Below are 18,887 nucleotides of genomic sequence, written 5' to 3'. Positions count from 1 at the left end.
CCGGTCACCATAGACGATCCGCCTCAACGGCCCCTTGTGGTGGGGCAGACTGCGGCCTGTGAACGCCCTTGTGTGGACCGCCGCCGGATCGCTCGCCGCATGGCTGTGGCTGCTGCTGGGACAGGGCTTCTTCTGGCGTACCGATCTGCGGTTGCCGCCGCGCCGGGAGCCGGAGGACTGGCCGTACGTCTGCGTCGTCGTACCGGCACGGGACGAGGCCGCCGTACTGCCGCGCAGTCTGCCGTCGCTCCTCGCGCAGGACTATCCGGGGCGGGCCGAGGTGTTCCTGGTCGACGACGGGAGTTCGGACGGCACTGGTGAACTGGCCCGCGGGCTTGCCGAGCGGCACAGCGGGCTGCCGCTGACCGTCGGCTCGCCCGGGGAGCCGCCCGCGGGCTGGACGGGCAAGCTCTGGGCCGTACGGCACGGAATCGGCCTGGCCCGCGCGCGTGCACCCGAATATCTGCTGCTGACGGACGCCGACATCGCCCACGCGCCGGACAGCCTGCGGGAGTTGGTGTCGGCGGCCCGCACCGGAGGCTTCGACCTCGTCTCGCAGATGGCACGGCTGCGGGTCGATAGCACCTGGGAGCGGCTGGTGGTGCCCGCCTTCGTGTACTTCTTCGCGCAGTTGTATCCGTTCCGCCGGATCGCCGTGAAGGGGTCACGGACAGCCGCCGCGGCGGGCGGCTGCGTCCTGTTGCGCACGGACGCCGCCGAGCGGGCTCGCATCCCTGACGCCATCCGGCACGCCGTCATCGACGACGTGGCGCTGGCGAGGGCGGTGAAGGGCTCCGGTGGGCACATCTGGCTGGGGCTTGCCGAACATGTAGACAGCGTGCGTCCGTATCCGCGACTGCACGACCTGTGGCGGATGGTGTCGCGCAGTGCGTACGCCCAGCTGCGGCACAGTCCGCTACTGCTCGTCGGCACGGTCTTGGGCCTCGCGCTGGTGTACCTGATGCCGCCCGTGGCGTTCTGCGTGGGTCTGGTCGCGGGGAGCTTCGGAGCGGCGGTGGCCGGGGGGCTCGCGTGGCTGCTGATGACGGTGACGTACCTGCCGATGCTCCGGTACTACCGTCAGCCGCTCCTGCTCGCCCCACTGCTCCCGTTCACCGCATTCCTGTACCTCCTCATGACGGTGGATTCCGCAGTGCAGCACTACAGGGGGCGCGGTGCGGCCTGGAAGGGCCGCACCTACGCCCGCCCCGACGCGGCACCCGAGCAGCAGTGAATGATCGCTCCCGGCCGGGTCACTTCCTGCCGGGGGTCCAGTTCATGCCCCACCCGTAGGTGTAGTCGACGGTGCGCTGTGGGCTCACGCCGCGCTCGGGAACCAGGAAGCGGGCCTCGCGCTGGACGACGAGATCGCTGCCGGTGTTGGTGATGAGAGCCAGCGCGCACACCGTCGAGGGAACGGTGCACTCGCCGAGCGAGAAGTCGATGGGCGCGCCGTGCAGCGGCTGGAGGGTCACCGTGGCATCCAGGTCGGCGAAGGATCGCGCTCCTTCGTAGATGGTGACGAAGATGAGGATGCGCCGGAAGTACTGCTGGTGGTCGAGGTTGATGCTCAAGTTCTCGCCACTCGCCGAAGCGCCGGTTCGGTCGTCGCCGTCGAGATGGATGAACGGAGGCTGGTGCAGCGCCCCGAACGCGTTGCCCAGCGCCTGGACGACGCCCTTGCTGCCGTCGGAGAGCTCGTACAAGGCGCACAGGTCGAGGTCGAGGTCCGCGTGCATGGCAACGGCCTGGCCCAGCTTGCTGCGCCACCCCGAGAACTGTTTGCGCACCTGCCAGTTGAGGTTCACGCGCATGGCACCGGAGGTGCCGCCCTGCTTGGTGAGCGAGACCGACGGGGCTTCCTTGGTGAGTGTGACCTTGGTCAGGCGTACCGGGGCTGTGGGCTGGGCGGGCGGCGCGGCCGGTGGTGCCGCCGGCGGGGCGGCCGTGACCGGCGGGGCGACGGGCGCGGGCGGCGGTGGCATCGAGGGCACGCGCGATGGCGTCGTGGGCGCGGGCGCCGCCTGCTGCGGTTCATCCACCGTGATCCCGAAGTCCGTGGCCAGCCCCTCCAGTCCGCTGCTGTAGCCCTGGCCGACGGCACGGAACTTCCAGGTGCCCTGCCGGCGGTAGAACTCCCCGAGCACGAAGGCCGTCTCGGAGGTCGCGCCCTCGCTGTCGAAGCGCGCGACCTCCGTGCCCTGCTGTGCGTCGAGGACCCGGATGTAAAGGCCGGGCATCTGCCCGAACGTGCCGCCGTCCGTGGAGGCGACGAGCACCACCGTCTCGATCGCGGGCTCCACGCGCGCGAGGTCGACGACCAGCGTGTCGGTCACCTGGCCACCGGCGTCCTTCTTGCCCTCGCGCCGCACAGCTCCGGAGGCGTGCGTCGGCTGGTTGAAGAAGACGAAGTCGTCGTCCGACCGGACCTTTCCGGAGACCAGCAACAGCGCCGAGGCGTCCGCGTCGGGGACGCCGGGGCCGGAACTCCACCCCAATTCGACGCGAAGTCCGGCCGTCGGCACCGGAACATTCGAACCTTTAGGCATTGACATGTCCGCCCCCATCGGGTGTCTCCGCGCAGGACCGCGCTGCAGTTCAGTACATGAAGTCGTTCTTCGCCAACCTATTCCAGCGAACGGCGAACGCCCATGACCCGGTTCGCGGGAACGTCGCCCGACCCACCGGTAACCCTCCCGGAACTCGGCCTTTACCGGATCTCAACTTCAACCGACGCCCCTTTTCAACAAGTTTGATCACATTAGGGATGGCCCGTCACTGCCGACACGAAAAACAACCCTCTTATCGGTCTCCCCAACCAGCACATCGTGGGCTTAACTTATGTGCCATGACCTCCCCCCGCTCCACCTATGGCGGCGGTTACTACTCCGCCTCCTTCCCGGACACTCCGATCTACGACTCGCTCGTCGCAGAGCGGGGTACCCCGCAGATCGCGCCGATCCGGGTCCCCTCGGCGTACGACACGGGCAGCCACCTGCCCGCGCTTCCGGCAGCGCTGCCCGCCCTGCCGGCCGCTCCGTCGCCGCAGCCGCCGTCGTACGGCTACCCGCAGGCCCAGCAGCCCCAGCCGCTGCAGCAGGCCGCCGCGCCGTACATCCCGCAACAGCAGACAGCCGGTCCGCGTGGCTATCCGGGCACTCAGGCCCAGCAGCCGCAGCGTCCGGTACAACCGCAGCGTCCGGTACAGCCACAGCGTCCCGTGGCAGGCGGTACGGGCTACGAGGCGATGCGCCCCGCGGCTCCCCGTCCGGCTCCGGCGCCGTATCAGGACCCGTACAACGGGCAGCAGCAGCAATACCGCGGCGGATACTGAGGTCTCGCTCCGATCGGCCGGCTCCCTCGGAGGAGGTTGTCAGTGCCGGCTGGCAGGATGACCTCATGTCGATCTCGGTGCTGCGCTCGATCCACGTCTATCCGCTCAAGGCGGCCAGGGGCCATGCCGCGAGCGAGGCCGTCGTGGAGCCCTGGGGCCTGGCGGGTGACCGGCGTTGGGTGCTGATCGACGAGACGGGCAAGGTCATCACCCAGCGCGCGCATCCGCGCATGGCGCTTGCCGCCGCCGAGCCACAGCCCGGCGGCGGTGTTCTGCTGTCCGGGCCCGGCCGTGAACCGCTGGCCGTTGCGGTGCCCGAGCCTGTCGGCACGACGACGGTCGAGATGCCCCGCGACAAGGTGGAGGGGGTTCCCGCCGACGCCGCGGCGCACGGCTGGTTCAGTGAGTATCTCGGCATCAACGTGCGTCTCATGCATCTCGACGACCCGGCCACCCGTCGCCCCCTCGATCCGGAGTACGCGCGTCCCGGCGAGACCGTCAGCTTCGCGGACGCCTATCCCCTGCTGCTCACCACCGTCGCCTCCCTCGGCGCCCTCAACTCCCTGATCGCGCACGGCGACCGGCCCGACGAGGGCCCGCTCCCCATGAACCGCTTCCGGCCGAACGTGGTCGTCGAAGGCACCGAAGCCTGGGCCGAGGACGGCTGGTCGACGATCGCCATCGGAGAGGCCGTCTTCCGGATGGCCAAGCCGTGCGGGCGCTGTGTCGTGACCACCACCGACCAGCACACCGCCGAGCGCGGCAGGGAACCGCTGCGCACGCTCGGCCGCCACCGCCGCTTCGGCGGCCAGCTGGTCTTCGGGCAGAACCTGGTGCCGGAGTCCCTCGGTGCCGTGCGGGTCGGGGACCCGGTCAGGATCCTCGAATAGGTCCTCGCGTGGGGAACCACGGCGCCGCGCACGCCCGTTGAGGTCTTGTGAGAAGTTCATGAAAGGCCGGTGCGAGGGGTGATTTCGCTCTCTCTTCCCCGGCTCCGTGCGTGGACGGCTCCGCCGGCGGGTTATCACGGATGGGGAAGGGGGTGCGGGACAATGCGGGCCATCAGGGGACTCTGGCGCTGGCGGCACAATCCGCTGCGCCGTACGACCGATCTCGTCGAGGCCTGGCTGGCACTTGCGGCGCTGCTGCTCATCCTGGTCGCCGCCCCCGTGGCCGGCGCATGGGTCGGCTCACTCGCTCAGGACGCCCTGCAGGAGTCCGTACGGCAGCAGCGGCTGGACCGCCACCTGGTGGAGGCGACGGTCGTCAAGAAGGCGGACAGCCGCCCCTTTGACCCGGACCCCGAGACGTCCTCGGCACGCGACTCGCACAACCGTGTGCTCGCCGACTGGAGGGGCCCGGACGGCTCCGAGCGGCACGGCACGGTGATGGCCGCCCTCAAGTCCCCGCAGCCGGGCGACCGGTTCAAGCTGTGGACCGACGAGCAGGGCCGAATAATCGGCCGCCCCCTGGACACCGCCACCGCGACGACGCACGCCGTGCTCGCCGGATTCGGCACGGCGGCGATCTGCGCCGGACTCGTCGAGGGCTCCCGGCGCCTGGTCGTGTGGCGCATGGTACGGCGCCGGTACGCCCGCCTGGACCGGGCGTGGTCGCAGGCCGGACCGGACTGGGGCAGGACCGGCACGGGCAGCTGACAGCCTCCCGCTCCGGTCAACTCCCCCTGCCCGCGCACGCTACGGTGGACCGGCCGAACTGTTCGGCACCGTCGTGAGAGGCTGTTTCCGAACCCCCGTGAGCTGACCGGTCGGGGGCGAGGGGGAGCGACGAGGAGCCTCTCAGGACCCGCGTACGACGAGGTGGGGGCACAACAGCGCCATGGCACAGGGCACGGTCCAGGTGACGCACACCGGCACGTCTCGGTGGCGACGCCGCACGGGTGAGTACGCATCGCTCGCCGCCGCCCTGGAGGCCGCGGGCGACGGTGATGTGCTCACCGTCGCTCCCGGTACGTACCGGGAGAACCTCGTCGTCCAGCGGACAGTGACCCTGCGGGGTCCGGAGGGCTCCCCCGGTTCCGTGCGGATCGCACCCGTCGACGGTGTGCCGCTCACGGTGCGCGCGTCCGCAGTCGTCCAGGACCTGCTCGTGGAGGGCCAGGACGCGGCGGCGCCCGCGCTGCTCGTCGAGGAGGGCGCTCCGGAGCTCACGGACATCCGGATCGTCACGCGTTCCGCGGCGGGGATCGAGGTGCGCGGCGGTGCGCGTCCGACCGTGCGGCGCTGCACGGTCGACAATCCGGCAGGTGTCGGCATCGCCGTACTGGACGGCGGGGGCGGGGTGTTCGAGGACTGCGAGGTCGTGGCGGCCGGCCAGTCGGGCATCGCCGTGCGCGGCGCCGCCCACCCACGCCTGGAGCGCTGCCGGGTGCACCACGCCTCGGGGGCGGGCCTGTCGGCGACCGGTGAGCATTCCGCTCTGGAGGCCGTCGGCTGCGAGGTGTACGAGGTCAAGGGCAGCGGCGTCCAGGTCACCGCGCGGGCGACGGCGCATCTCACCGACTGCGTGGTGCACCGGACCACGGCGGACGGTGTCACGCTCGACACGGACGCCGTGCTCACGCTCGCCGACTGCAGGATCCACGACATCCCGGAGAACGCGGTCGATCTGCGCTCCCGCTCGGTCCTCACGATGACCCGCTCCACAGTGCGGCAGTTCGGGCGCAACGGACTGTCGGTGTGGGATCCCGGCACTCGCGTGGACGCCAACCAGTGCGAGATCCATGACAGTACGGGCGACTACCCCGCGGTCTGGGTGAGCGACGGCGCGACCGTGGTGCTCGACTCGTGCCGCGTGCACGACGTGCCGGACGCCCTCTTCGTGCTCGACCGCGGCTCGCGTGCCGATGTCGTCGACAGCGATCTGTGGCAGGTGCGCAACACCGCGGTGTCGGTGAGCGACGGCGCCACCGCACAGCTCGACGACTGCCGGATCCGGGACGCCGCGACGGGCGCCTGGTTCCGGGATCACGGCAGCGGTGGCACGCTGTCCGGCTGCACCATCGACGGTGCGCAGACGGGTGTGATCGTGACCAAGGGCGCCGACCCCACCGTCGAGCGCTGCACGGTCGATTCGCCCGCGGAGGCCGGTTTCTACGTGTCGGCCGGCGGCCGCGGCAGTTTCCACGGCTGCCGGGTCACGGGCAGCGGAGGCTACGGCTTCCATGTGATCGACGGCTGCCGTACGACGCTCAGGAAGTGCCGTACGGAGCGCTGCGCGCGCGGGGGTTACGAGTTCGCGGACGCGGGCGGCGACCCGGCGTCCGGCAGCGGGCCCGTCGTCGAGGACTGCACAAGCGACGAGAGCGCCGGGGTGCGGCCTCCGGCAGCTCAGACGGCCGTGGAGACGACGAGCCACTCCACCGGTCTGCTGGGCGCCATCCCGGGCCAGCGCACGACCGAGCAGGAGCCGTTCGTCACGGCTCAGACGCCCGGGCCGCCGGAGCAGCCCGCACGCTCGTCGAAGGCCGTGCTCGGTGAACTCGACGCGCTGGTGGGCCTCGACAGCGTCAAGCGCGAGGTGCGTGCCCTCACCGACATGATCGAGGTGGGCCGCCGCCGCCAGCAGGCAGGCCTCAAGGCGGCCTCCGTGCGGCGCCATCTGGTATTCACGGGCTCCCCCGGCACCGGAAAGACGACCGTCGCCCGGCTGTACGGCGAGATCCTGGCCTCGCTCGGCGTCCTGGAGAAGGGCCATCTCGTCGAGGTGTCCCGGGTCGATCTGGTCGGCGAGCACATCGGCTCCACGGCCATCCGTACGCAGGAGGCCTTCGACAAGGCGCGCGGAGGCGTGCTGTTCATCGACGAGGCGTACGCGCTGTCGCCGGAGGACTCGGGACGCGACTTCGGGCGCGAGGCCATCGACACGCTCGTGAAGCTGATGGAGGACCACCGGGAGGCGGTGGTCGTGATCGTCGCGGGATACACGGCCGAGATGGAGCGCTTCCTTCGCGTCAATCCCGGGGTGGCGTCCCGCTTCTCACGGACCATCACTTTCAGCGACTACGTTCCCGAGGAGCTGCTGCGGATCGTGGAGCAGCAGGCCGAGGAGCACGAGTACCGGTTGGCTCCGGGCGCGGGCGAGGCGCTGCTGAAGTACTTCACGGCCATCCCGAAGGGGCCCGCGTTCGGAAACGGCCGCACCGCGCGGCAGACGTTCGAGGCGATGGTGGAACGGCACGCAGGCCGGGTCGCCCAGTTCACCGAGCCGAGCACGGACGACCTCACCCTGCTCTACGCCGAGGACCTGCCCGAGTTGCCCTGAGGCTCACCGTCCGCGCCCGGACCGGGCTGAGAATCGCCATCGGGCGGCGTGTCCGGATCAGGCTCATGAGATCCAAGGGCTCCGCCTTCGGGGCGCGGTCCCGGCACATCCGGCCTGAGCCGGGTGAGCAGCCGCTGCCGCTCCTCGGCGAACGCGGGGTCCGCCTGGTAGTCGGAGTGTCCGAGGATCGGCGCGGGCAGCGGGTGTTCGGCGGTACGGCCGTATGCGAGGGGGTCCTTGAGCGGCTCGCGGTCGACCTTCGGGCCGCAGTCACCGGGCAGCCGGACGGGGCCGCCGATGGGGTCGGTGGCCCGGTGGAGATTGCGCCAGCAGTCGATCTCACGGTGCAGGCCGCTGAGCGCGTCGGGACCGAAGTGGGCCGGGAACCAGCGCCCGTAGAGCCGCTCCAGGGGTGAGCCGTAGGTCAGCAGCGCGACTCGCTTGCGGACCGACGGAGTGAGCTGCCAGGCCGCGGCGGCGGCGAGGACGCTGCCCTGGGAGTGCCCGGAGATGACGAGCCGTCCGCCTGTGGTGCGCGTCCAGGTGGCCATGCGCCAGGTGAGGTCGGGCACGGCGCGCTCGGCGTAGCAGGGGGGTGCGAAGGGATGTGCCGCGCGCGGCCAGAACGTACCGACGTCCCACAGGATGCCGATGGTGCGCCGGGCGGAGGGGTCTTTGTAGGCGCGGCGGCCCCAGGTGACGAAGAGTATGAAGCCGACGCCGATCAGCCAGGAGCCGAGCGACTGCGCGGTCTCGGCCGCGCCCTCCACGAACGCGTACGTCCCTTGCGCGGCCTCGCCCGGCACTTCGTCGGCCGTCATGGCGCCTACGAGGGCCACGATGCCCAGCAGGAGCGTCACCGTGGAGGTGATGCCGATGATGCGGGGGGCCCGGTCGGTGAGCGAGGCCATCGCGCGTGTGCGCGCGATGCGTCGGGTGCGCTCGGTGTCCTTGGGTTCCGAGGGGTAGTCCTGTTTCACCTCGTTCATCGCGGCGCGGCGCAGTTGCACCGTGCGCCGGGCCAGCCAGGCGAAGAGCGCCAGGAGGACGACGAGGAGGGGCGGGATGACGGACGCCTGCCAGGTCAGGAACACGGGCGGGCCCTTGATCGAGCCTCCGGTGCCGTCGAGCCAGTCGGCGACGCGCTGGGCCACGCCCCCGGAGAACACGCCGCCGAGCGCGCAGGCCAGCATGGCGACGGCGGGCCCGGCCAGTCCGCGCATCGCGGTGCGGGTGTCGGGCTGGGAGCGGTAGAGGAGGTGGGCGACCACGCCGATCGCGATCACGAGCAGGCCCTGGACGAGGACGATGCCGCCGAAGGTCGCGTCGCCCGGCAGCCGCGCGACCGACCGCCACTGGGGACGCGACCAGCCCGCGTACACAACGGTGAGGGCGAGCAGGACCAGCGAGCCGACGGGCAGCCAGCGCACCAGGGCCTCGTCGAGCTGCCGGTCCAGTCGCCTCTCGCTGCGGCCCCTGCGGCACACGACCCACACCACAACGACCGTGCCCACGACGAGTGATGCGTTCAGGAGCCAGCCCAGTGCCTCCAGGACGACAGGGCCGCCGTCCCCGCGGTCGTGGCGGGCGGCGGAGGTGCCGACGCCGGCGGTGACCGTCAGCAGCCCCGCGGCGGTGTGGGCGGCGCGCAGCCGGGCCACCAGGCGGCGCCCGTACCAGAAGCCGGGGCGGCCCAGGCCCAGGCGGCCGGTGTCCTCGTCCAGGTCGGCCCCGTCGGTCATCGGCTGCTGGGACTCGTACGCGCTCCAGGTGCGGTGGGAGAGGTACCACAGGAGGCCGGTGAGGGCGGCCGGCACCAGGGCGGCGAGGGCGAGGCGTCGGCCGGGCTGGCTCCACCAGCCGTCGCCGGACTCGACGGGCGCCAGGAAGCCCAGCCAGGAGTGATCCGCGGCGCACGCGCGCGTGCCCGCGCACTGCCAGGCGGCCAGGTCGAGGGCCACCTCGCAGGCGGCGGCGACCAGCAGCACCGTGAGGGTGAGGCTCACCAGTCGGACGAGCAGGCCGTAGAGGCGTACCGTCCTCGTCCGGTTGTCACTCACCGTGGGCCGCATCCAGTGGGCGAGATTGACCACCATGAACGGCAGGAGCAGCAGCCACAGAGCGCGGGCGCCGTTTCCGGAGGTGAGGTTGCACCATACGTACGCCTCGGGCACCGGCTTGCCTCGGTAGTCGTCGGGCCGCTTCTCCGCATCGGCGTCGTCGACGCGGCGGAAGACGGCGGCCGTCTCGTCGCCGGTGACCCGCACGGTGCGCGGATCGTTCAGCATCTCCTCGGGCGTGGTGCCGCCCACGCCGTGGACCAGAAGTTCAAGTGCGGTATCGGCCGTTTCGGGCCGCTGCTCGGGGCTGATCGCCTGCCCCGACGAGGCACGCTCGTGTGAACGCTCCACTGTCTTCGCTTCCCCCGTGATGCCTGGTGGCATGTGTCATGCGCAGGTACAAGAATCCCGGCTGCGGGCCAGGTGCGCACCCCTGGTCACGGAATCTCCCCGATCCGTGTGACTGTGACGGCCCCGCGTTGCCCGCGTGACGTGTGCGCGTGTGCACAGGCAGTGGCGCGAGGGGTGGTCACCCGTGCGAGTATGGGACGCCCTTGGGGCCTCGGGCGGGGAGAATGTCCTCGTCGGAGGGGGTCGGGCGAGTCGGAGGGGGTTCGAGGCAGTGTCGGGCAGAACGAGTCGAAGGGACCGGAGCGGACGTGAGTGAGAATCAGAACCTCCTCGCGGAGCAGCGCCGCGCTCTGATCCTCGACGAGGTCCGGCGGCGCGGCGGCGTCCGCGTCAACGAGCTCACCAGGAAGCTCGGCGTCTCCGACATGACCGTCCGCCGCGATCTTGATGCGCTGTCCCGGCAGGGCATGGTGGAGAAGGTGCACGGCGGCGCGGTCCCGGTCGTCGAGGCGAGCACCCACGAGCCGGGCTTCGAGGCCAAGTCCGGACTGGAGCTGACCGCCAAGGAGGACATCGCGCGGGCCGCGGCGAGCCTGGTCGCGCCGGGCACGGCGATCGCCCTCTCGGGCGGTACGACGACGTACGCGCTCGCCCATCAGCTCCTCGATGTGCCGGACCTGACGGTGGTGACCAACTCGGTGCGGGTCGCCGATGTCTTCCATGCGGCACAGCGCACCTCGGGACAGCGGCAGGGTGCGGCCACGGTCGTACTGACGGGTGGCGTGCGTACGCCCTCGGACTCACTCGTGGGACCGGTCGCCGACCAGGCGATCGGGGCGCTGCACTTCGATGTGCTGTTCCTCGGTGTGCACGGCATCTCGGTCGAGGCGGGCCTGTCGACGCCGAACCTGGCGGAGGCCGAGACGAACCGGCGGCTCGTGCAGTCCGCGCGGCGCGTCGTCGTGGTCGCGGACCACACCAAGTGGGGCACGGTGGGGCTCAGTTCGTTCGCCGCTCTGGAACAGGTCGACACGCTGGTCACGGACTCCGGGCTGCCCGGCGAGGCACGCGCGGAGGTCTCCGAGCATCTGCGGCGCCTGGTGGTGGCAGGCGAGCCCGAGGAGGATACAGACATCTGACGGTCCGCCAGTTATCGTGACCCGTACACCCGTATTCCACCGCTTCACCTCGGGTCTGGCACCGTCCCGATTCCGTTCCGCGAGGGGGTTTTCGCACGTGGCTCGCCAACTGCTCCCGGTGGGGCTCGACTTCGTCCAGTCCGCTCCAGTGCGTCTGGTGTTCGCGAGAGTGGTGAGCGCGCCTCCGGAGGCGGTCTTCCGTGCGCTGGCCGAGGACGTGGCGGGCTGGCCGGAATGGTTCTCGGCGGTGACGCTGGCCCGGCCGACCGAGGGCGGCGCGGGGCGGCAGATCCGGCTCAAGGGCGGTACGCGCTTCCAGGAGACGGTGCTCGCGGCCGAGCCCGCCGAGGTGTACACGTATCGCGTGGACGAGACGAACGCCCCCGGGGTCCGTGCCCTCGTCGAGGAGTGGCGGCTGACCCCGCACGTCACGGGTACGCGGCTGCAGTGGACCTTTGCCGCCGACGGCACCACGGCGTTCCGCTTCGCGGTGAAGCTGGGGCGACCGGGGCTGGGGCGCGCGTTCCGGGACGCGGTGGTGAGGCTGGACCGGCGGCTCGCGTCAGCGCGGGCATAAGGTGGCGTACGCGCGCATGCACCCCAAGCACCCCTAGTCCGGCCAAACTCCCGTGGCCAGCAGTGAGTCGATCGCCTTCGCGTACGGTGCGACGTCCAGCCCCTGCGCGGCCAGCCACTCGTCCGAGTAGTACTTGTCCAGGTAGCGGTCCCCGGGGTCGCACAGCAGCGTGACAACGCTTCCCGTGCGGCGCGTGGCAACCATCTCGGCGACGATCTTCAGCGCGCTCCACAGCCCGGTGCCGGTCGAGCCGCCCGCCTTGCGGCCGATGGACTGCTCCAGTGCGCGTACGGCGGCCACGCTCGCCGCGTCCGGCACCTTCATCATCCGGTCGACGGCGCCCGGCACGAAGCTCGGCTCCATGCGCGGTCGGCCGATGCCCTCGATGCGTGAACCGCAGTCGGTGGTGACGTCCGCGTTGCCCGTCGTCCAGCCTGCGAAGAAGCAGGAGTTCTCCGGGTCGGCCACGCAGATACGGGTGTCGTACTGCATGTAGTGCACGTAGCGGGCGATGGTCGCCGACGTGCCGCCGGTGCCGGCCGTGGCGACGATCCACGCCGGCTCGGGGTAGCGCTCCAGCTTCAGCTGGCGGTAGATCGATTCGGCGATGTTGTTGTTGCCGCGCCAGTCCGTGGCCCGTTCCGCGTAGGTGAACTGGTCCATGTAGTGACCGCCGGTCTCGGCCGCGAGGGCGGCGGACTCCTCGTACATCTTGCGCGGGTCGTCCACGAAGTGGCACTGCCCGCCGTGGAATTCGATCAGTCGGCACTTCTCGGCGCTGGTCGTGCGAGGCATGACCGCGATGAAGGGCACCCCGATCAGCTTCGCGAAGTACGCCTCTGAGACGGCGGTGGAGCCGCTGGACGCCTCGATGACGGGTCGGCCGCGCCGGATCCAGCCGTTGCACAGGCCGTACAGGAACAGCGAGCGGGCCAGGCGGTGCTTGAGGCTACCTGTGATGTGGGTGGACTCGTCCTTGAGGTACAGGTCGATGCCCCAGGTCTCGGGCAGCGGGAAGCGCAGCAGGTGGGTGTCGGCGGAGCGATTGGCGTCGGCCTGGACCTTGCGGACGGCTTCCTTGAGCCAGTGCCGGTACTCCGCGTCGCTGTGGTCGACGTCGAGGGTGGCCATCGGCTCGTGGATGCGAGCCTTTTCTGGGGTTGTCACGGCCGGGCTCCTTAAGGATGGGCCGACACCGGTTCGGCGGGTCGGACGCTTCGATCATAGACAGCTTCCGCACGCTTCTCACCTGCATAAACGTACCTTTGAGCACCTCAAAGGAATCACTGGCACACAGCGATGGGGGGCGCATCCGCCCGAGTGCGCCGAACCGTGCGCCTGACACCTGCGTGCGCACTGGTGCTCGACGCGGGGGACGTGCAGACTGCACCGCAGGGGACGGCGAACCCGACACGAGACGGCGATCCCGGGCGCGACGCACACTGGATCAGGACCGGAGCACAGTCGTAGCGCACAAGGGGGCGGGGCATCATGGCGGAGCCGGAGTTCACGGCCACCGGCGTACGGATCGGAAAGAGGCTGCGTTCGCTCACCCGGGCCGGACAGGTCCGGATCAGCGACGGCAGGCTGGAGTTGCTCACCAGTTACGGCAGCGAGATCGACAGCGCACCCGTGCGGGCGGTCCGCGCGTCGAAGCCGTGGTTCGCTCATGACGACCGCGCATTGGCGGAGGTCAACGGCACCCGCTACACCCTCACCCTGGGCGAACACGACCCCGCTCCGGGGGAGCCCGGACCGCCCGCCGCCCGCCGGTTCATCGAGGCGGTGCGCAAGGCGGCGGGGCGCGGTCACTGAGAGTGCCACGAGTTGCAGGACCCCATCCCCTGAGTCACGCTGATCCCACGTCACTCTGGGTTTACCGGTGATAACGCTGTGAAGCGGCGTGCGCCGGTCATGAACAGCAGGCGGCCGTTGTACGCAGGCCCCCTGCTGGATCCGTACTCGTCTTCTTCCGGACCTCAATTCGGGGAGTCGCAGCCGTGATCAGCCAGCCAAGCAGGCACTGCACGGTGGAGCTCCAAGCCCTGCCGTCGCGGATCGGCCAGGTCCGCAGGATCGTCTCGGCGCAATTGCGCTACTGGCATCTCGATCCCTTGATAGACCGGGCCGCGCTCGGTGTCACCGAACTGCTGACCAACGTTCACCAGCACGCCGAGCCCGACAAGGTCTGCACCGTGGAGATCGAGCTGCTGCTCGACCGGCTCACGGTCTCGGTGCGTGACCACGATCCCCGGCTTCCCGAGGTACGGGACGCCGACGCCTCCGCCACCTGCGGTCGCGGGCTTGCGATGGTCGCCGCGATGAGCGAGAGCTGGGGGGTTCGGCCGGACGGCGAGTCCGGCAAGGTCGTGTGGTTCACGCTCGCGGCGCCGTCCCCTGCGGTGACACTGCCGCCGTGTCCGCCGTATGGCGCGGTTACGGAGGCGCCGGTGCGGGGCGCTCCGCTGGGTGCGGTTGGTTAGAAGCTGCGGGTTGCCTCCGGCGGTTGGGCGGGTTGGGTTCGTTGTCGGGTGCGGGCGCGTTGTGGTTGCTCGCGCAGTTCCCCGCGCCCCTGGGGTGGTCGGTGGGTCGGGGCCGCGGGCCGGTGGGAAGCTGCGGGTTCGTTGTGGCTGGTGAGCATGGTGGCTGGCGGTTCGGGGGCGCCCCTTTAGGGGCGCGGGGAACTGCGCGACCAGCCACGACGGCCCCGCAGTCGCCCATGAACCGAACCCACCCTCCCGGTAGGCGCCCCCGTTCAACCGCCGGAGGCGATGGCGCGCAGCACGTCCAGTCGTGCGGCCCGCCGAGCGGGGCGCAGGCCCGCGAGCGCTCCGGCCGCGACGCCCACGAGCGCCACCAGCGCCAGCTGGGTGGGCGGCAGGGAGAAGGCGAACGCGCTGTCGCTCGCGCCGTCGGACGCCTTGACGAGCACCCAGCCCAGGAACCCGCCGAGGACGAGTCCGCCCACCGTGCCGAACGCGGCGACCAGGACCGACTCCCAGCGGACCATGGCGCGCAGCTGCGCCCGGGTCTGCCCGACCGCCCTCAGCAGGCCCAGTTCGCGGGTGCGTTCGTGGATCGCGAGCGTCAGCGTGTTGGCGATGCCGAGCAGCGCGATCAGTACCGCGAGCGCGAGCAGTGCGTAGACCAGGGTGAGCATCATGTCGATGCCTCCGGCCGAGGACTGTGCGTACTCGTCGCGGGTCTGCACCTCGGGGTTGCCGTACGCAGTAGCGACCTTCTCGACCGCCGCCTTGCCGTCGGCCGTGCTCACGCCGTCCTTGAAGGAGACGGCGATGAGGGTGTCGGAGTCCTGGGTGCGGTGCGGGGCCCAGGCCTCGCGGGTGATGACGTACTCGCCCGCGAGTTCCGACTGACCGTAGAGCGCGCGGACCGTGAAGGTCTCCTTCTTGCCGTCGGTGAAGGTGAGTTGGGCTTTGTCGCCGGTCTTGAGGCCCTGCTTTTCGGCCTCGTTCTCGGTGATGGCGATACCGTCCGTGCCGAGGTTCCGCATCGAGCCCCGGACCGTGCCGAGGTCGAAGGTGCGCTCCAGCGCGGCCGGGTCGGTGACGGTCAACGCGCGCCCCTTGCCGTCGACTTCGGCGACACCGCGGCCGAGACCGACGGCCGTGTCCACCTCGGGCCGCTCCGCGACGGCGCCGGCGAGCCGGGGGCTCAGTCCGCTGCCGCCGGCGCCGAACGACGGGGTGCTGACGGCGACGTCGCCCGCGAAGGACCGCGACACCGTCTGGTCCATGGTGGCCTTCAGTGAGGCTCCGAACACCGTGAACAGCGAGACGACGGCGACACCGATCATCAGCGCGCTCGCGGTGGCGGCGGTCCGCTTCGGGCTGCGCAGGGCGTTGCGGCGGGCGAGTCCGCCGGTGACACCGCGCAGCCGGTCGAGCGGGCTGCCGAGGGCGCGTACGGCCGTGGTGGAGGCGACCGGGCCGAGGACCACGAAGGCGGCGAGCGCCAGCAGGGCACCGGAGCCCGCGAGCCACAGGGACGGGCTCACGAAGACCCCGGTCAGGGTGACCGCGACGGCCAGCGCGCCGAGTCCGCCGCCCACGACGGCACGGTTGCGGGACGCGCCGGACTGGTCGACGGCCGTCTCCCGCAGCGCGGCGAGCGGTGCGGTGCGTCCGGCGCGGACGGCGGGCAGCAGCGCGGAGCCGAGGCAGACCACGATGCCGACCACCAGCGGCAGCAGCATGGACAGGCCGCTGATCACCAAGTCGCCGTCCGGGAACGGGAATCCGATCGCCGGGAACAGCGCCTGCAGCCCGGCCGCGATACCGATGCCGCCCGCGAGACCCGCCGCGGACGCCATGATGGCGACTGCGCTCGCCTCGACGAGCGTCGAGACGGTGACCTGCCTGCGCGAGGCGCCAAGTGCACGCAACAGGGCGTTCTCCCGGGTGCGTTGGGCCACGACGATCGCGAAGGTGTTGTGGATGGAGAAGGTCGCGACGAGCAGCGCCACGCCCGAGAACACCAGCAGGAAGGTGGTGAACAGGCTCAGGAACTGGCCGGAGATCATGTCCGTGTTCTCCGCGGCCGACTCCTGACCGGTGATCGCCTCGATTCCCTTGGGCAGTACGGGAGTCAGGGCGTCCACCAGCTCCTGCTGGCTGGTGCCGGGACCGGCCCGGACCTGGATGGTCGCGGCTTCGCCGGGCTTCGCGGTCAGGTACTTCTCGGCGTCGGCCTGCGTCATGCCGGTGAAGGTCACCTGCGCCATGCCGTCCTCGCCGCCGAAGGTCGCGAGACCGACGATCGTCACCTTGACCGGGTCGGGCGTACGCAAGGTCGTGGTGTCGCCGATCTTCAGATCGCCCCGCTCGGCGGTGCCGCGGTTGACGACGACCTCGCCGGGCTTCGACGGGGCGCGTCCTTCGGCGAGTTGGTACGGGTTGAGCTTCGGGTCGTCGATCCAGTTGCCCGCGAGCGTGGGCGGGCCCGCGCCGCCGATGGGGTCGCCGTCGGCGCCGATGAGCTGGCCCGCGCCCTCGATGTTTGGCACGGCGGCGGCGACGCCGGGCGTGTCCTCGATCCTCTTCACCAGGCCGGTGTCGACGGGCTGCCGTACGCCCTGACTCTCACCCGGCGTGGTGATGGTGTCGGCGCTGCGGACGACGGCGTCGGTGCCGCTCGTCGCGTTGCCGAACATCGTGTCGAAGCTGGCACGCAGGGTGTCGCCCATGACGAGGGTGCCGGCCAGGAACGCGACTCCGAGAAGCACCGCCAGGAACGTACCGGCGAAGCGCCGTTTGTGGGCGCGCAGGGACGACACGCTGATGCGCACAGACGCGTTCATGACGGCACCTCGAAGGCTTTCATGCGGTCCAGGACCTTGTCGGCGGTCGGGGAGGTCATACGGTCGACCAGGCGCCCGTCCGCGAGAAACACCACCTCGTCGGCGTGGGCTGCGGCCACGGGGTCATGGGTGACCATGACGACCGTGCGGGCGGTCTGACGCACCGTGCGGCCGAGGAGGCCGAGGACCTCCTCGCCGGAGCGGGAGTCCAGGTTGCCGGTCGGCTCGTCGGCGAAGACGACGTCCGGCCGGCCGGCGAACGCCCGGGCCACGGCGACGCGTTGCTGCTGGCCGCCGGAGAGCTCTGAGGGCCGGTGGTGCAGCCGGCCGCGCAGGCCGACGACGTCGATCAGCGCGTCGATCCATTCCTTGTCGCGGATGTCGCCCTTGCCGCCCGCAAGGTCCAGCGGCAGCGTGATGTTCTCCGCGACGGTCAGGGTCGGCACCAGGTTGTACGCCTGGAACACGAAGCCGACGCGGTCGCGGCGCAGCAGGGTCAGGCGGCGGTCGTCGAGGGTGCTCAGCTCGGTGTCGCCGATGTGGGCGGTGCCTGAGGTGAGCGTGTCGAGTCCGGCCGCGCAGTGCATCAAGGTGGACTTTCCGGAGCCCGAGGGCCCCATGATCGCGGTGAAGCGGCCGGCCGGAAAGTCGACGCTCACCCCGTCCAGGGCCCGCACGCTGGTGTCGCCGCTGCCGTACACCTTCACGGCGTCGACGACGCGGGCGGCGGTACGTGTGATGGTCGTCGTCGTGGTCATGCCGCACCGCCCTTGCCGGTCCGGCCGAACTGCTCGTCCAGGACGGACAGCCGGCGCCAGTACTCGTCCTCGTCGATCTCGCCGGAGGCGAAGCGGTGGCCGAGCACGGTGATGGGTGAGTTGTCCTCGGCGGCCGGCCGCCAGGGGCCGCGGCGTCCGCGCCACACCGTGCGGCGCAGCAGCGCGATGCCGCCGCCGATGACCAGTGCCCAGATCACCGGGAAGAACAGGATCCACGGGCCGGGCCCGCCGTCGCCGAAGTGCGCCAGGGTCTGCATGATCGGTCAACTCCTCGGTAGCGATGTGCTCTGCGATGTCCTTGCGTGTCGCTTCCGAGAGTCGTCCCGCAGGGGGTCCCGGGTCGTCGTACGGCCAGCGGCAGTGCGCGTACCACCGCGGGAGTACGCGGGCTGCTCACCGCTGCTCCTTGAGGGCTCGACTTCTGTAACTACTGGTATGTACAGTTCCTGCATGAGCACGTCGGAGCGTCTGATCGAGTCCACCCGTGAGCTGCTGTGGGAGCGCGGTTACGTGGGCACCAGCCCCAAGGCCATCCTGGAGCGTGCGGGCGCCGGGCAGGGCAGCATGTACCACCACTTCAAGGGGAAGCCGGATCTCGCCCTGGCCGCGATCCGGCGGACCGCCGAGGAGATGCGGGCTACCGCCGCGGGAGTACTCGACGGGCCGGGAACGCCGTACGAGCGCATCGAGGCGTATCTGCGGCGCGAGCGCGACGTGCTGCGCGGCTGCCCGATAGGGCGGCTCACGATGGACCCCGACGTGATCGCCAGCGACGAGCTGCGCGCGCCGGTCGACGAGACGCTCGACTGGCTGCGGGAACGGCTCGCCGCGATCGTCGAAGAGGGCCAGGAACAAGGCGAGTTCGCACCCTGGCTGGACGGCGAGGAGATCGCGGCAGCCGTCGTCGCGACCGTCCAGGGCGGTTATGTCCTGGCTCGCGCGTCCGGCTCACCCACCGCCTTCGACGCGGGTGTACGGGGGCTGCTGTCCCTGCTCATGACTGCCGCCCCGAAAGACCGTCCCGCCCGTCCCTCCTGAGGAGG

Annotated in this window: 16 protein-coding genes; 10 read left to right on the top strand and 6 right to left on the bottom strand. The window is 70.9% G+C overall.

Going from position 1 to position 18,887, the window contains the following annotated elements; genetic code table 11:
• The first annotated feature begins 58 nt into the window (after window positions 1-58).
• Window positions 59-1,234 (top strand): glycosyltransferase, encoded by a 1,176-nt coding sequence (locus tag ABD357_RS14900; protein WP_344390432.1) that lies wholly within the window; start codon window positions 59-61, stop codon window positions 1,232-1,234.
• Between the two features lie 19 nt (window positions 1,235-1,253).
• On the opposite strand, the gene ABD357_RS14895 is transcribed toward ABD357_RS14900, so the two are convergent.
• Window positions 1,254-2,549 (bottom strand): TerD family protein, encoded by a 1,296-nt coding sequence (locus tag ABD357_RS14895; protein ID WP_344390537.1) that lies wholly within the window; start codon window positions 2,547-2,549, stop codon window positions 1,254-1,256.
• Between the two features lie 299 nt (window positions 2,550-2,848).
• On the opposite strand from ABD357_RS14895, the gene ABD357_RS14890 reads away from it, so the two are divergent.
• From ABD357_RS14890 to ABD357_RS14875, 4 genes are all read left to right on the top strand, one after another.
• On the top strand, window positions 2,849-3,334 hold the full coding sequence (locus tag ABD357_RS14890) for a DUF6643 family protein (RefSeq protein ID WP_344390430.1): 486 nt from the start codon (window positions 2,849-2,851) through the stop codon (window positions 3,332-3,334).
• 65 nt (window positions 3,335-3,399) lie between these two features.
• A complete protein-coding gene (locus tag ABD357_RS14885) occupies window positions 3,400-4,224 on the top strand; it encodes an MOSC domain-containing protein (protein ID WP_344390428.1) in 825 nt (274 codons plus the stop codon).
• Between the two features lie 162 nt (window positions 4,225-4,386).
• On the top strand, window positions 4,387-4,992 hold the full coding sequence (locus ABD357_RS14880) for an Rv1733c family protein (RefSeq protein WP_344390427.1): 606 nt from the start codon (window positions 4,387-4,389) through the stop codon (window positions 4,990-4,992).
• Window positions 4,993-5,173: 181 nt separating this feature from the next.
• Entirely contained in the window at window positions 5,174-7,618 is a 2,445-nt protein-coding gene (locus ABD357_RS14875; protein ID WP_344390426.1) for a right-handed parallel beta-helix repeat-containing protein, read from the top strand.
• Here ABD357_RS14875 and ABD357_RS14870 read toward each other — a convergent pair.
• Window positions 7,588-10,029 (bottom strand): hypothetical protein, encoded by a 2,442-nt coding sequence (locus ABD357_RS14870; RefSeq protein WP_425584874.1) that lies wholly within the window; start codon window positions 10,027-10,029, stop codon window positions 7,588-7,590. The genes ABD357_RS14875 and ABD357_RS14870 overlap by 31 nt on opposite strands.
• A gap of 308 nt (window positions 10,030-10,337) precedes the next feature.
• On the opposite strand from ABD357_RS14870, the gene ABD357_RS14865 reads away from it, so the two are divergent.
• Entirely contained in the window at window positions 10,338-11,168 is an 831-nt protein-coding gene (locus tag ABD357_RS14865; protein ID WP_344390424.1) for a DeoR/GlpR family DNA-binding transcription regulator, read from the top strand.
• 97 nt (window positions 11,169-11,265) lie between these two features.
• A complete protein-coding gene (locus ABD357_RS14860; RefSeq protein ID WP_344390423.1) occupies window positions 11,266-11,745 on the top strand; it encodes an SRPBCC family protein in 480 nt (159 codons plus the stop codon).
• 33 nt (window positions 11,746-11,778) lie between these two features.
• On the opposite strand, the gene cds1 is transcribed toward ABD357_RS14860, so the two are convergent.
• Window positions 11,779-12,876 carry an L-cysteine desulfhydrase Cds1 gene (gene cds1, locus ABD357_RS14855; protein WP_344390533.1) on the bottom strand — a complete coding sequence of 366 codons (1,098 nt, stop codon included), beginning with the start codon at window positions 12,874-12,876 and terminating at the stop codon, window positions 11,779-11,781.
• A gap of 360 nt (window positions 12,877-13,236) precedes the next feature.
• Between cds1 and ABD357_RS14850 the strand changes: the two genes are divergently transcribed.
• A complete protein-coding gene (locus ABD357_RS14850) occupies window positions 13,237-13,560 on the top strand; it encodes a hypothetical protein (RefSeq protein WP_344390421.1) in 324 nt (107 codons plus the stop codon).
• A 185-nt stretch (window positions 13,561-13,745) separates the two neighbouring features.
• Complete coding sequence (locus tag ABD357_RS14845; protein ID WP_344390419.1) at window positions 13,746-14,228, top strand: ATP-binding protein; 483 nt, start codon at window positions 13,746-13,748, stop codon at window positions 14,226-14,228.
• Window positions 14,229-14,500: 272 nt separating this feature from the next.
• On the opposite strand, the gene ABD357_RS14840 is transcribed toward ABD357_RS14845, so the two are convergent.
• The 3 genes from ABD357_RS14840 to ABD357_RS14830 are packed head-to-tail and all read right to left on the bottom strand — an operon-like array spanning window position 14,501 to window position 18,101.
• Entirely contained in the window at window positions 14,501-17,065 is a 2,565-nt protein-coding gene (locus ABD357_RS14840) for an ABC transporter permease (RefSeq protein WP_344390417.1), read from the bottom strand.
• Window positions 17,062-17,823 (bottom strand): ABC transporter ATP-binding protein, encoded by a 762-nt coding sequence (locus ABD357_RS14835; protein ID WP_344390415.1) that lies wholly within the window; start codon window positions 17,821-17,823, stop codon window positions 17,062-17,064. Before ABD357_RS14835 ends, ABD357_RS14840 begins: the two co-directional genes overlap by 4 nt.
• A complete protein-coding gene (locus ABD357_RS14830; RefSeq protein ID WP_344390413.1) occupies window positions 17,820-18,101 on the bottom strand; it encodes an SHOCT domain-containing protein in 282 nt (93 codons plus the stop codon). Before ABD357_RS14830 ends, ABD357_RS14835 begins: the two co-directional genes overlap by 4 nt.
• Window positions 18,102-18,294: 193 nt before the next feature.
• Here ABD357_RS14830 and ABD357_RS14825 point away from each other — a divergent pair, with 193 nt between their 5' ends.
• Window positions 18,295-18,882 (top strand): TetR/AcrR family transcriptional regulator, encoded by a 588-nt coding sequence (locus tag ABD357_RS14825; protein ID WP_344390412.1) that lies wholly within the window; start codon window positions 18,295-18,297, stop codon window positions 18,880-18,882.
• Window positions 18,883-18,887 lie beyond the last annotated feature (5 nt).

Origin of the sequence: Streptomyces vastus (assembly GCF_039532825.1) — a bacterium.
GTDB lineage: Bacteria > Actinomycetota > Actinomycetes > Streptomycetales > Streptomycetaceae > Streptomyces > Streptomyces vastus.
This window is presented reverse-complemented; position numbering and strand designations above follow the sequence as displayed.